This window comes from Natronolimnohabitans sp. A-GB9 (genome assembly GCF_030848565.1).
GTDB lineage: Archaea > Halobacteriota > Halobacteria > Halobacteriales > Natrialbaceae > Natronolimnohabitans.
Genome location: NZ_JAVDDV010000002.1, coordinates 238,493 through 250,911 on the forward strand (window position 1 = coordinate 238,493; position 12,419 = coordinate 250,911).

Consider the following 12,419-nt stretch of genomic DNA (forward strand, 5'->3'; position numbering starts at 1 on the left):
AGCCGCTCCGACGTCATCGACGCGTCTTCACGACCGCAAACAGACTGACTGCCAGCGCGATGATCGCAGCAACGCCGCCGAAGCCGGGAAGTCCGTCGCTCGCCTCGTCGGCGTTTGCATCACCGTCCGCGGTCTCGGTTGAAGCCGTCAGTTCGAAGCCGCTCAGGTCTGTACCGCTTTCCCACGTGGCCTCGATTCCATCTGACGACGTCGGCTCAGGGGTTGCGGATTCGATCGTCGCATCCTCGGGAACCGTAACGACGAGCGTGCGATCACTCTCGAAGCCGCTCGCGAACGGTTCAGTGAGGACGAGGGTGTCCTCTTCGAGGGCTGCGAGCCCGTTCCAGGTCACCGACAGCGCGACGATCCCGCGATCGTCGTCCGTTCGGGCGTCGACGTCGTCACCGACGACGCTCGTCTCCCGGTCGACGTCGCTCTCGAGGTCCGCGGCGACCGCATCGAGGCGATCAGCGAACCGATCGAGCAACTCGGCCCGGGCATCGTCGTCGTTCCGAAGACTCTCGAACGCGTCGCGCTCGTCGTCGTCGGTCAAGTCGTAGACCGAAACCAGCGTGACCGTCGCGTCACCGTCGGCCTCGAGTTCGACGTGGACGGCAGGCTCGTGAGCATCGATCCGGTCGCTCGTGGACGCGCTCGCACCGGATCCGGCGACCGGCATCGCGATCGTCCCCACGAACAGCACTGCGACGACGCCGGCGACTACGGCTGTTCGCTGCATCGTTACCGTCCGGAGCGCTGTTCGTCGTCGGGTTCGTCACTCCCACTCGAGTCGCTTGATGAGTTGGCAGTCTCGTCGTCTCCGGCACGCTGGTCGTCACCGTCGTCGGTCCGGTCCTGTCCTGGGGTCTCGATCGGTGCACCCGGCTCTCGGTCCGGCGCAGGCGACTGTCCGACCGCGTCACCGGCGATCGACGTGGCGATCTCCGCGATCTCCTGACCGCCGAGTTCGTTCGCACGGTCACGCAGGTCTTCGATCGCCTCGACGTCGATACCGCGTTCCTCGAGGAGGTCCGCGGGGAGCTCTTCGGCAGTCGCCTGAGCGGCTTCGGCGGTGCGTTCGGTCGTCGCCATCTCGGCCGCGATGGGCGCGACTGCAGCGCGGTACTGCCCGTCGCTGATTTCGCCGGCTTCACGCTGCTCCTCGAGGTCCGCGAGTCGCTGTTCGGTCTCGTTGAGACGCTCCTCGACATCGGCGAGCTGTTCCTCGACGACGTCGGCTCGCTCGTCGTCGCTCTCGGCGTTTGCAAGCTTGATGCCGTACGTGCGGTCGGAGAGTTCGCCCTGCACTTCCGCTTCGTGGACGCCCACGACGCCGGAGAGCTGTTCACCGGGTGTTACGGATTCGGCGTCGGTTTCGTCGGGCTGTTCCTGGTCGTATTCGCTCGCGAACACGCCGGCCGCGCCGAGCGGCAGCGCCGCGAGCGCGACCATCAGTGCGATCGCGATCGTGATCGTGGTTCGTCGATTCATCACGGTTGCCCATCTATCGGCAACGATGATATACACTCGAGATTATTGCTCCGATTCAACGATCATCAACGGCCGTTGACGACGTTCAACGCGATTTTCGAACCGTTTCCTTCTTGCGATTTCATCGTTTTAGTATCCCAACTGCTACGGGCAGCCCAGAACCTCTCACTTCGTCCGAGGAGTCTCGTGTTCCGCGTCCGAATCGTCTCCCTCCTCGGGCAGTGTCAGGACGTTCTCGCGGCCCAGCCGGAACGACTCGAGTTTGCCCTCGTCGCGGAGGCCGCTGACGACCTTGCTCGTCTTCGCGTCGGTCCACTCGAGTTCCTCGACGACGGTCTGCTGTTTCATTCGGCCGTCGTACTCCTCGAGTAATCGGAGTACTTGCTCTTCGTTGCTGAGGAGGTCGTCTCGCGGGTCTGGCCCGACTTCGGTCTCGGCTTCGGACGGGTCGTCGGGAGTATCGGGTTCGGCGTCGTGGCTCGCTCGACTGCCGTCGGTCACCGATCGTTCGGTCGGCCTCATGCGAGTTCGATACCACCACGCGGCCGCGCCACCGAGCACGAGGAGGCCAACGGCGCCGCCGCCGAGAGCGACGAGACCGAGACTGGTGTCCTCGCTCGCGACGACGACGCGTGGCTCACCGGAGACGAAATCCGTTTCGCTCCCGTGCCAGATGACGACCCGGTCGCGTCGGTCGTCAGGTTCGGGAGCCACGGTACGCAGTTCGTGCTCCTCGCCCCAACCGATCGACAGTCGGGTCTCGTCGTCGAGATAGAGGCCCTCGATCGCGTCGCCGGCGTGGAGTTCGTCGTCATCGACTGCCGCGAACCCGTGCCACTCGAAGGAGTATCTGACCGCGCCGTACTCCGGTCCGAGCGTCTGGCGCTCCGTCTCGACGCCGAACTCGGTGGCTGACATCTCCCTGTCCGTCGCCTCGCTTGCAGTCGCTACGGTCGACTCGATCCGATCCGCAAACGAGTCCGTGTACGCGTCCGGATCCTCGTCGACATCGTCGCGGAGCGAGTCGAAGGCCTCCCTGCTCTCGTCGTCGTCGAGACGCATCCGGTACTCGACGGTCCACGTCGCGGTTCCGTCGGAACGAAGCGACGCCTCCAGTCGAGTTTCGTCGGCGTCGATATCCTCGGGAAGCCCCACAGTGTATAGCGATTCGTCCCGCGTCGAGTCAGCGGACGCGATCGGACTGGCCCCCACGACGATCCCGGTGATAACCAGCACGACCAGGAAACCCACTCGCCGATTCATAGCGGACACAGCTACCAGATCCGGTTAAAATAATCGAACCGCGGTGTTTCGTTTCGACCGACTGATACTGTCGGTCAGCAGTATGAAAAGAGCGGTCGGTGATCGTCGCTCGGGGACGGGAACGATACTAGTAGTCAGTTATCCGCTGGCGGCGCGTCGCCCGCGGGAGTACGGTCCTGAAGCGCGTCGCCGAGTGCAGAGATCACACCGGTAATGAAGTCATTGATCGCTTCCAGGAGGTCCGTGACGAAGTCCGGAACCGGCTCCGGAAGTTCGACCGGCGGTCCGTCTCCCTGCGCGTCCGACGGGGTTTCGGCCTGTGCAGCTGCACCGGCCGTCGCTCCGAGGAGGATCACGACGGCGAACGCGATCGCGAGAGTGAGTGCGTGGCGTCTCATCACGATCGAAAGAAAGACACTCGCCAGTATAAACCGGTCAGTTCATTTCCTCGCTTTTCCGTGCTTTGACGCCGTTTGGGTCTCGTTTTCGGCGCTTTTCGCCGCTCGAGTATCCACTCTGAGCGTCTCTTTTCGTGTTCGTTCCACCTACGAGACGTGGTGATGCATTAAGAGGGATGGTGACGAACGTTCCGTATATGAGTCTCCCCATCGATCCAGCGACGCTCGACCCCGAGGAGTACGGCGAGAAACAGGCACTCCTCGAGATGGAACACGAGGAGGCGATCGAACACGTCCGAGGCGTCTGCGAGGAGTGTGGCTTCGGGATTCCCGTCGAGTTCTCGCCGTCGGAGCTGTTGAACGAGAAAGTAGACGCCGACCGTGATCCATACTACGTGTTGGGGGCCTGCAACCCCGAGATCGCCGATCAGGCGCTCGACGAGACGATGACGATCGGCGGTCTCTTCCCCTGTAACATGATCATCTGGGAGGAAGCGCCGGGACACCAGCGGGTCTACCACGTCTCGATCATGAAGATCGCCCGCCTGCTCGGGATGGCGCCGGACAACGACGCGTGGGACGACATCATCGACACGACCGGTGACCTCACTGAAGAAGCCTTCGAGCGACTCGACGCGGCCGAAACCGAAGCTTCCGACTGAGACGGATCGCTGTACCCGATCCTCGGAGATCGTACTCCTCGACGGGGCCGATCTGGGACGACAGCCCCACCACTACTGTTCTCTCTCGAGTCGCTCTCGAGTCGCTCTCGATCCGGGATATGACCCCCTACGCTCCGGCACCGATCTTTCGGTTGGTCTATCGGTTGGAAATACAACGTTTATGTACCGTTCGGATCACCGTTGTGTATGGACGTCCGAACCGCGTTTTTCGCCCTCCTGCTCGTCGTCCTCGGCGCGATCGCCGCGTTGCTGGTCGCCCCGCTGTTACAGTACGTGATGGCCGCCGGCCTGCTCGCGTTCGTACTCTACCCGCTGCACGAACGCCTCACAGAGCGGATCGATCCCCGCCTCTCGGCGCTTGCACTCACTGGGTTCGCGATCGTCGTCGCCGTGATCCCGATCCTGTACTTCTCGCTTGTCGTCCTCCAGACCGTGTTCTCGTTTCTCGACGACTTCGACGAGCTCGCGGCCGTCGAGGAGCTCAGGGCCGCCGCACTCGAGTTGGGTATCGAAGCCGAAGTGATAGACGAACTCGAGTCCGAACTCGTCGCGGAGGTCAACGACTCCCTCGCTGGCTCCGTCGAACTCGTGTTACAGGAGCTGGTCGGGCTCCTGAATGCGAGCATTCGAATGAGCTTCGGGCTGCTCGTCCTCGTGTTTCTCCTCTACTATCTGCTGGTCGACGGTGACCAGTTCGTCGCCTGGGTCAGCGACGTCGCGCCGCTCGAAGCGGAGGTCCGTGAGGAACTGTTCGACGAGATCGAGGTCGTCACCTGGGCCGTGATCCAGAGTCACGTCCTCGTGGCGCTGGTCGAGGGACTGCTGGGTGGACTGGGGTTTTACCTGCTCGGCGTCCCGAACGTAACCTTCTGGACCGTCGTCATGATCGTCGTCTCGTTTCTGCCGGCGATCGGCGTCTGGCTGGTCTGGGGGCCCGCCGTCGTCTACCTCGCTGTTATGTCCGATCCGCTCTCCGCGGTCGTGATGTTGCTGTACGGCGTCGCCGTCCTCTCGATCGTCGACAACTACCTGCGGGCGATCTTCGTCGACCGCGGATCGGGGCTTCACCCGGCGGTCGTCCTCGTCGGTGTCATCGGCGGGATCTACCTGCTCGGCATCATGGGCCTGTTCCTCGGACCCGTCCTACTCGCGGTGTTCAAAGCCGGGCTGAACGTCTTCAGCAAGACGAACCTGACCGTCGCGGAGTCGTCTCCAGAGCCCGAAGCGGTATCGGAGACACAGCCGGCCGAGGTCGAGCAGCCGTGATCGGCGGCGGCCAGCGGGTCCGTCACTCGTCCGGGTCGAACGTCCCGTCGTCGGCCTCGAGGTCCTCGAGGTAGCGTTCGGCGTCGTACTGGAGATACGCAGAGGCGACGGCGATGACGGCGACGACGAACAGCGGCACACCGACGAGCAAGACGAGCATCGCTACTGCCGTGATAACGTCGGGGTTGACGAACGCGAATCCCATACCCCCGTCAACGCGCTCGGAGCGTATAGGCAACAGGGTTTGGCGTTTCGTCCGACGGTATTCGCGCCAACGGCCAGGCGCTTCCGGCGGCCTACTCGGCGCCTGCGAACGAACTGAGATCCGTCTGCAACCCGGCGGCGAGTTCGGACTTTCGTTGGAGTCGGGCGTACGAAACCGGCAGTTGCTTCGAGAGTTCGGCGACGGCCTCGTGGAACGTCTCGGCCTCGCCGTACTCGCCGGCGAGCGACTCACGGCCCTCGACGGCGCCGTCGGCACCGCCGGGTGCGCCCTCGAAGGCGTTCCGGATACTCTCGCGGACCTGCCAGACACCGACGGGCGCCCAGTAGTCGTCGCTGACCTCCCGGAGGACGAGACACTTCGCCTGTCGGCCGATCGACTCGAGGTGCTCTAAGACGGCCAGTCGGGCGGCGTAGTAGGCTCCGGCGGTCTCCTCGACGTAACTCGAGCGACCGTCGTATCCTTCGCTCGCGCTCTGGAGCCAGACGTCGTCTTCGGGGTTCGGGTTCCAGATGCTACCCGGCGCTTTCATCTCGACGAGTTCGAACTCCCAGGTCCCCGGCGCGAGGACGATCCAGTAGCGGTTACCCATGTACTCGTTGGCCCAGACCTGGACCTCGTCGATACTGGGTTCGTTGCGGATGCGCCCGCGCAGGAACTGACCGATCGTGTCGTCGACCGCGGTGATCGACCACCGTGTTGGGACGAGTCGGCGCTGGTCGGTCTCGCCGAGTGCGCCCGCCGAGAGGATCGAGTTGATGTCGTAGACGTCGAAGCCACGCCGGTAGAGGTAGGTCATCGCGCCCTGTGCCTGCCAGTCGTCGTCCGCTAAGGTCTTCTCGACGGGTTTGGGAACGTAGGGGTTCTCCCGTAGTTCGGCGTTGCGAGCGTTGGCTCGTGGGCCACGCGGCGTCGCGACGTCCGTCCCCGCGTCGAGACCCAGGTCGGGCGTCTCCTCGAGGCCGATCTCGAGATCGACGGGCCGATCCGCGATGGCGACCTCGCGTTGGACGCCAACGAAGCCGTCCCAGGTGTCGTGGACCGACGGCGTCAGCCGGCTCGCGATACTTGGCGAGTCGACGTTCGCGCGCTTGTTGGAGTTCAACAGCCCGGTACGACGCTGGAGGACGTCAGTGATACCGTACCCCTGCTGGTACCACTCCCCGTCGGTGGCGTACTCCTCGGCGGCGTCCTCGTCGCCCACCGGCGAGAGCACCCCCACGGGGATGTCCGGATAGTTCGAGCGCCCGACGAAGATCGAGGGGGCCGTCGAGCCCACGAGGGAGTCGCCGCTCGTGGCGTCGTCGAACCGCCGTTCGAACTCCGCTAGGTGGTCCGTGATCGCGTAGGACTTCTCCTTGGCGAGGCGCCGCCGTTCGGCCTCCTCGTCGGGCTCTAACTCCTCGATGTAGTCGTCGAGGCGCATTCACTCCCAGTAGGCTCCCGGTCCGTTTGAATGTTGCACTCGGCGAGAGGAATGTCAGAGGCAGAGGTCCGGTCGGCACCGGGCCGGCGAACCTCGATCGCATCTTTCGGTCCGATCGTAATGTATCTAGCAGCGCGTTTTCTGCCGCTGAAAACACGATGTCGCCGATCGCGATCGACACTTCGTCTCGAGAGCCCTCGAAAGACAACGGTTAAAAACGACGGGCGGGAAAGAAGGTGTATGAGTACGACGGACGATACACAGAGACGCTCCTGTGTCTCCTGTGGGATCAACATCGCCGGCACCAACGCCGCTGCGTTCAACTGTCCCGAATGTGGCACCCAGGTCTACCGCTGTGCCAAGTGCCGCAAGCAGAGCAACCTCTATGAGTGTCCCGACTGCGGATTCACCGGACCATAAGGTGTTACCATGGGAAAAGTAGCTGCCAAAGTCAAGGTCATGCCGGACAGCCCAGAAATCGACCTGGACGCGCTCCAGGAGCGCCTCGAGAGCACTCTGCCGGAGGGCGCAAAGATCAACGGCGTCGAGCGTGAGGAGGTCGCGTTCGGCCTCGTCGCACTCTACCCGACCGTGATCGTCCCTGACGGCGCGGGCGGAACGGAAGCCGTCGAGGAGAACTTCGCCGAGGTCGACGGCGTCGAGAGCGTCGGCGTCGAGAACGTCGGCCGTATCTAACCGGCCGATCGTCGCCGTTTTTTCGATTTCACTCGAGATACGGAGCCGATACGCTGTCGTCCGACAGTGCACACAGTAGTTCTGTCCGGCAGTATTACTTCGTCGCCTCGAGAACCGTCTCCGATGTGAACGTCCTCTCGGATCCGACGAAACGACGATGGCTCGCATGGGCCGCGCTAGCGACCGTCTTCCTGCTGGTCAATCTCCATCGACTCTCGACGGCCGTCCTCTCGGAGCGGTTGACGGTCGACTTCGAGACGACGGCAGCCCAACTCGGGACGCTGCACGCCTCGTTTTTCCTCATTTACGCCGCCATCCAGATCCCGACGGGCGTACTCGCAGATCGAGTCGGGCCGCGCTACGTTGGCTCGATCGGCGGCGTCGTCCTGAGTCTGGGCGCGGTCGGGTTCGCAGTTAGTGACGGCTACCTGGCGGCGTTTGCCTCGCGGGCGCTCATCGGCCTTGGCAGCGGCGTCATCTTCGTCTCGATTCTGCGCTTTTGTGCCAACTGGTATCGCGCCGACGAGTTTGCGACGATGACGGGACTGACCGGTAGCATCGCCGGTCTCGGGGCGATCCTGGCGACGACCCCGCTTGCGGTCACGGTCGACCTGTTGGGCTGGCGGCCGACGATACTCGGACTGGGAGTCGTCGGAATCGTCGCTGCCGGTGGCGTCTTCGTCTTGGCCCGCCAGTCGCCGGCCGCTGCCGGCCTCGAGCCGATCGAGGGCGTCCCCGAACAGCCCGCGGTCACGCTCGCGGAACTGGGGGGCCACCTGCGAACGCTCGCGTGGGACCGCGACCAGTGGCTGCTCTCGGTCGTTTTCTTCGCCGGCAACGGTGCGATGTTGACACTCGTGGGGATGTGGGGCGTCCCGTATCTCGTCGTGGTCTACGACCTCGAGGTGACGACGGCGTCTTACTTCACGCTGCTTGCGTCGATCGGGGTCTTGCTCGGGCCGACGACCATCGGCTGGTTCTCGGATCGAATCGGGAACCGACTACTGCCGATGACGGTCGGGATCGGGCTGTTCGCCGTCGCGCTCGCTGCAGTCCCCGTCTTCGGGCGGCCGCCGCTTTCCGTCGTCGCCGTCTCCTATCTCGCCTGCGGCTTTCTCTTTGGCGCCGCGATGCTCGCGCTGTCGGTCGTCAAAGAACGGTATCCCGCCGGCGCGAGCGGAATCGCGACGGCGACCGTGAACACGGCGGGGTTCGTCGGCGGCACGGTCCTTCCGACGGCGATGGGCGTCGCACTCGACGCCTACCGAACGGGCGAGACCGTCGGCGGTACCGTCGCCTACACGCAGTTTGGCTACCGGATCGCGTTCGGGATCCTCGCAGCTACCGTCGCCGTCGGCTTCCTATGTGCGTGCTGGCTGCTCGTTCGAGAGCGCGACGACGAGACGACACCGAGTGTTCGCTCGAGCGAGGTCGAGCTGTAAACCGGGGACAGGGCCCTGGCTCGAACCCGCAGGTCACCCGTCTCGGTATCGCTCGAGTCGGCCCTGCAGGAACGGCCCGACGAGGATCAGACAGATCACGAGCACGAGCAGCGGCGAGAGCCAGCCGTATTCGAACGGATTGACGAAGATCATGTAGGATCCATCGGAGAGTTCGAGCGATCGGTAGAGGTTCTGTTCGGCGATGTCTCCGAGGACGACCCCCAGGACGAACGCGATCACCGAGTAGTTGTGCCGGACCATATAGAAACCGAGCACGCCGAAGACGATGATCGTCAGGACGTCGATCGGATTGGTATCGAGGGCGAAGGTCCCCAAAAAGGAGAGGACGATGACCATCGGGATGATGTAGTTCGTATCGATCTTCGTCAAGATCCCGAGTCGGGTCACCAGCGAGAGTCCGACGAGCAAGATGACGAGGTTTCCGAGCAACAGCGCGAGCAACATCGCATACGTCAACGCGAGTTCGCCGCTCGGGTCGAACATGCTCTGACCGGGCCGGAGGTCGTGCATGAGAAGCCCACCGATGAGGACCGCCGTCGAGGAGCTGCCGGGGATGCCAAAGGAGATCGCCGGCACGAGCGAGCCGGCGACGGTGCCGTTGTTCGACGCCTCCGAGGCGACGACGCCGGTCTCGTTTCCGTCGCCAAAGCTGTCGGGGTCGTCGGAGCTTCGGACCGCCTCCGAGTAGGCGATGAAGTTCGAGACGGTCGCGCCGGCGCCGGGAATCGAACCGATGACCATGCCGAGAAAGCCCGACTTGACCACCGTGATGGGACGTTTGAGTGTCGATACGATCCCCGCCGAGACGCCACCGCCGATCCGGACGCCGTCCTCGGCGATGCCGCCCTCCTGGCCGGCGAGTTTCATCATCTCGGCGATCGCAAACAGACCGATGAGTACGGCGACGAAACTGACGCCGTCGTAGAGGAGCATCGAGTCCGTATACCGGTTGTCGAGGCTCATCGGCGCGGAGCCGACCGTCGTCACGAGCAGGCCGGCGACGCCGGCGAGCAGGCCCTTGACGATCGAGCCGCGGGCAACGACGGTGATCATCGCGAGCCCGAGAATCGCGACGAGGAACCGCTCGGGCGTTCCGACGGCGAGGACGACCTCGACCAAAAACGGCGAGAACAGCAACAACACGACGATCGTAAGCGCGCCGGCGATCGCCGATGCGGTCGCGGAGATCGACAGCGCCGTCGCTGCCCGTCCCTGTTTCGACATCGGATAGCCGTCGAACATCGTCGCTGCCGACGACGACACGCCCGGTGTGTTGATGAGGATCGCGGCGATCGAGCCGCCGTACATCGAACCGCTATAGACCCCGATCAACAGGATGATCGCGTTCGTCGGCTCCATCGGGAGCGTCAACGGCAGGATGATCGCCATCCCCAGCGGTGGGCCCAGTCCCGGAAGGGCACCGACGACGATCCCGAGTAAAACCCCCATGACGACCCACGCCATCGTCTCGAGCGTAAACAGCGTCTCGGCTGCAGCGACGAACGTCTCGACGCTCACGCGGAACCACCCGTGAGAGCAGAGACGGCCACAAACGGGAGTTCAGGCAACACCGGGACGGGGAAGCGCCACTCCGTGTACCACCCGACCGCGACCTCGGGCGTGACCAGGAGGAAAAAGACGTATGCGATCCCGAAACTCGAGGCGACGAGGGCGGTCGCCTTCGGCCAGGAGATGTCGGCCCAGAGTGCGTACAATGCGACGAAGATCGGCGTCGCGTACAACATCCCGATCGTGAACGTCAACACCATGTATACGACCGAGAGAACGCCAACGACTGCCGGCCCTCGCGGATCGTCGATGTCGTACGTGTAGGTGCCAGCGCTCTCTCGGTCGGAGTCAGCCTGCTCGTCATCGCTGGCGGCAACATCTTCCTCCACATCGCCGGTCGAAACCATCTGTGTGGGGGAAGAGACGACCGAACGAATCGGTTCCGGAAGGTAGTTGCGCGCGAGCAAAAGCGCCGAGAGGACGACCGTCGCGCCGGCGGTCAGTCGCGGAAAGATGGCCGCCCCGGCAGAGAACTCCCGTGCGCCCCAGAACATGTACGCACCGGTGACGAAAAAGATCACCAGCAGGACGTGCTCCATCGTCGGTCGTTCGCGAAGAACGATTTCGCCGACGTCTGCAAGTGCTGAGATCGCGTCCCGGAGTGTCCGTGATAATGTCGTTCCCATCGAGTGTAGAGATCCTTCGTCGACGGCGGAAAGCTACTCTTCGGCCGCTTCGACTCGTTGCTCGAACTCCTCGAAGTCGATGTTCTCCTCGAGATCGTCGAGTGCCTCCTCGAGGATCGTCTCGGTCTCGTCGAGATCGCCGTACTCGACGATGTTCCCGGTTTCTTCTTCCCACGCCGTGGTGTCGTCGTGCGTGGCCGCCACCTCGATCGCATCGGCGATCTCGCGGCGGACCTCCACGGGTGTCCCCGGCGGCGCAACCTGCGTGAGTTCGAACTCGGCGATATACGAGAGGCTGTCGCCGTAGTTCGTGATCCGATCGATCTCCGGGAACGCCGGGATGTCGGTGTCCATCAGGCTTACGACTGCACTGACGTCGCCCGAGTTGACGGCCTCGATCGCCGACGTGTTGGTCGCGATTCCGGCAGGCGCTTCGTCGGACATGACCGCTTCGTTGACGCCGTCACCGCCATCGAACGCGACGGCGTTGTCCCACTCGAGGTCGTAGTCGTCCCGGAGCAGATACGAGATGGCGTGACTGTCGTGGCCGACACCCTGATAGGCGAATCGCTCGAGTTCGCCGTCTGCGTAGGCGTCACGGAGTTCGCCGAAGTCGTCGATACCGTATTTGTCGTTGACGATAATCACGTAGCCGAAGACGCCGGAGTAGGCGATCGGTTCGAAGTTGGCGGGTTCCCAGTCGTCGATCGACCGGACGCGCCACCCGAACTGCCAGCTAGGCGTGTTGGCCGTTCCGAAGACGTACCCGTCGTCGGGCTGACTGTCGAGCCACTCCATCCCCCTGAGGCCGCCAGCGCCCGATTCGTTGTGGATTTCGATCGGTTCGCCGAGTGCGTCCTCCGCCAGCGGAGCGAGCTGTCGAGCGTACACGTCTGTTCCGCCGCCTTCCGACCAGGGAATCATCCACGTCAGCGAGTCGGAGGGGAACTCGCCGCTTGCCTGCCCATCGTCGAGACAGCCCGCGAGACCGGCAAGTGAGACTGCAGACGCAGCACCGATACCGTTCAGAAGATATTCTCGTCGATTCACGACATTCCGTAGCCGCTGGTCGGGTGATAAGACTGGGCAACCCTGCAAGAGTTACAGGTATTACGTACAAGCATGAGGAGTGAGACCAATATTATATTGACAAACACCCAAACTATGATCCGAAGACAACACATCCCATGATTTGCAGTCACATCATCAGGACGGAGGCCGCGATTGGCGGTACAGATCGTCGCCACTGGACGTCAGTAATACCCGATCGCGCGCGGGGAGCGCGTTCGACGTGCCCACCGGAGCGAGCCTCGCG

14 protein-coding genes are annotated in these 12,419 nt (G+C 63.6%); 5 read left to right on the top strand and 9 right to left on the bottom strand.

The features are described from left to right. Window positions 1-13 precede the first annotated feature (13 nt). The 4 genes from RBH26_RS03635 to RBH26_RS03650 form a co-directional block, all read right to left on the bottom strand. Window positions 14-739, bottom strand: a complete 726-nt coding sequence (locus tag RBH26_RS03635) for a hypothetical protein (RefSeq protein ID WP_306756614.1) — start codon at window positions 737-739, stop codon at window positions 14-16. A 2-nt stretch (window positions 740-741) separates the two neighbouring features. Continuing rightward, complete coding sequence (locus RBH26_RS03640) at window positions 742-1,491, bottom strand: hypothetical protein (protein ID WP_306756615.1); 750 nt, start codon at window positions 1,489-1,491, stop codon at window positions 742-744. 165 nt (window positions 1,492-1,656) lie between these two features. Continuing rightward, window positions 1,657-2,754 (bottom strand): hypothetical protein, encoded by a 1,098-nt coding sequence (locus RBH26_RS03645; protein ID WP_306756617.1) that lies wholly within the window; start codon window positions 2,752-2,754, stop codon window positions 1,657-1,659. 134 nt (window positions 2,755-2,888) lie between these two features. Then, on the bottom strand, window positions 2,889-3,152 hold the full coding sequence (locus tag RBH26_RS03650; RefSeq protein WP_306756620.1) for a hypothetical protein: 264 nt from the start codon (window positions 3,150-3,152) through the stop codon (window positions 2,889-2,891). A gap of 197 nt (window positions 3,153-3,349) precedes the next feature. Between RBH26_RS03650 and RBH26_RS03655 the strand changes: the two genes are divergently transcribed. After that, window positions 3,350-3,814: a DUF302 domain-containing protein gene (locus RBH26_RS03655; protein WP_306756621.1), complete on the top strand. Its 465-nt coding sequence runs from the start codon at window positions 3,350-3,352 to the stop codon at window positions 3,812-3,814. 207 nt (window positions 3,815-4,021) lie between these two features. Then, window positions 4,022-5,101: an AI-2E family transporter gene (locus RBH26_RS03660; protein ID WP_306756622.1), complete on the top strand. Its 1,080-nt coding sequence runs from the start codon at window positions 4,022-4,024 to the stop codon at window positions 5,099-5,101. A 22-nt stretch (window positions 5,102-5,123) separates the two neighbouring features. Here the strand turns inward: RBH26_RS03660 and RBH26_RS03665 are convergent, their stop codons facing one another. Beyond that, complete coding sequence (locus RBH26_RS03665; RefSeq protein ID WP_306756623.1) at window positions 5,124-5,306, bottom strand: hypothetical protein; 183 nt, start codon at window positions 5,304-5,306, stop codon at window positions 5,124-5,126. A gap of 91 nt (window positions 5,307-5,397) precedes the next feature. Next, entirely contained in the window at window positions 5,398-6,750 is a 1,353-nt protein-coding gene (locus RBH26_RS03670) for an Nre family DNA repair protein (RefSeq protein WP_306756624.1), read from the bottom strand. Window positions 6,751-6,990: 240 nt separating this feature from the next. On the opposite strand from RBH26_RS03670, the gene RBH26_RS03675 reads away from it, so the two are divergent. From RBH26_RS03675 to RBH26_RS03685, 3 genes are all read left to right on the top strand, one after another. Then, window positions 6,991-7,170, top strand: coding sequence for an HVO_2753 family zinc finger protein (locus tag RBH26_RS03675; RefSeq protein ID WP_306756625.1), 180 nt, complete (start codon window positions 6,991-6,993; stop codon window positions 7,168-7,170). A 9-nt stretch (window positions 7,171-7,179) separates the two neighbouring features. Continuing rightward, the gene (locus RBH26_RS03680) at window positions 7,180-7,446 is read left to right on the top strand and encodes an elongation factor 1-beta (protein ID WP_306756626.1); all 267 of its coding nucleotides are present in this window, start codon (window positions 7,180-7,182) and stop codon (window positions 7,444-7,446) included. Between the two features lie 125 nt (window positions 7,447-7,571). Beyond that, window positions 7,572-8,888, top strand: coding sequence for an MFS transporter (locus RBH26_RS03685; protein WP_306756627.1), 1,317 nt, complete (start codon window positions 7,572-7,574; stop codon window positions 8,886-8,888). A 33-nt stretch (window positions 8,889-8,921) separates the two neighbouring features. Here the strand turns inward: RBH26_RS03685 and RBH26_RS03690 are convergent, their stop codons facing one another. Genes RBH26_RS03690 through RBH26_RS03700 form a run of 3 tightly spaced genes read right to left on the bottom strand, consistent with a single transcriptional unit; the run spans window position 8,922 to window position 12,154 of the window. Further along, a complete protein-coding gene (locus RBH26_RS03690; protein ID WP_306756628.1) occupies window positions 8,922-10,427 on the bottom strand; it encodes a tripartite tricarboxylate transporter permease in 1,506 nt (501 codons plus the stop codon). Next, window positions 10,424-11,104: a tripartite tricarboxylate transporter TctB family protein gene (locus RBH26_RS03695; protein ID WP_306756629.1), complete on the bottom strand. Its 681-nt coding sequence runs from the start codon at window positions 11,102-11,104 to the stop codon at window positions 10,424-10,426. Before RBH26_RS03695 ends, RBH26_RS03690 begins: the two co-directional genes overlap by 4 nt. 33 nt (window positions 11,105-11,137) lie before the next feature. Then, window positions 11,138-12,154 carry a tripartite tricarboxylate transporter substrate-binding protein gene (locus RBH26_RS03700; protein WP_306756630.1) on the bottom strand — a complete coding sequence of 339 codons (1,017 nt, stop codon included), beginning with the start codon at window positions 12,152-12,154 and terminating at the stop codon, window positions 11,138-11,140. Window positions 12,155-12,419: the final 265 nt, after the last annotated feature.

What these genes read in the sequence shown, in the direction of transcription:
- RBH26_RS03660 (WP_306756622.1), top strand. Translation starts at nt 4,022, where the DNA reads ATGGACGTCCGAACCGCGTTTTTCGCCCTCCTGCTCGTCGTCCTCGGC.
- RBH26_RS03650 (WP_306756620.1), bottom strand. Translation starts at nt 3,152, where the DNA reads ATGAGACGCCACGCACTCACTCTCGCGATCGCGTTCGCCGTCGTGATC.
- RBH26_RS03680 (WP_306756626.1), top strand. Translation starts at nt 7,180, where the DNA reads ATGGGAAAAGTAGCTGCCAAAGTCAAGGTCATGCCGGACAGCCCAGAA.
- RBH26_RS03655 (WP_306756621.1), top strand. Translation starts at nt 3,350, where the DNA reads ATGAGTCTCCCCATCGATCCAGCGACGCTCGACCCCGAGGAGTACGGC.
- RBH26_RS03665 (WP_306756623.1), bottom strand. Translation starts at nt 5,306, where the DNA reads ATGGGATTCGCGTTCGTCAACCCCGACGTTATCACGGCAGTAGCGATG.
- RBH26_RS03645 (WP_306756617.1), bottom strand. Translation starts at nt 2,754, where the DNA reads ATGAATCGGCGAGTGGGTTTCCTGGTCGTGCTGGTTATCACCGGGATC.
- RBH26_RS03635 (WP_306756614.1), bottom strand. Translation starts at nt 739, where the DNA reads ATGCAGCGAACAGCCGTAGTCGCCGGCGTCGTCGCAGTGCTGTTCGTG.
- RBH26_RS03640 (WP_306756615.1), bottom strand. Translation starts at nt 1,491, where the DNA reads ATGAATCGACGAACCACGATCACGATCGCGATCGCACTGATGGTCGCG.
- RBH26_RS03695 (WP_306756629.1), bottom strand. Translation starts at nt 11,104, where the DNA reads ATGGGAACGACATTATCACGGACACTCCGGGACGCGATCTCAGCACTT.
- RBH26_RS03675 (WP_306756625.1), top strand. Translation starts at nt 6,991, where the DNA reads ATGAGTACGACGGACGATACACAGAGACGCTCCTGTGTCTCCTGTGGG.
- RBH26_RS03670 (WP_306756624.1), bottom strand. Translation starts at nt 6,750, where the DNA reads ATGCGCCTCGACGACTACATCGAGGAGTTAGAGCCCGACGAGGAGGCC.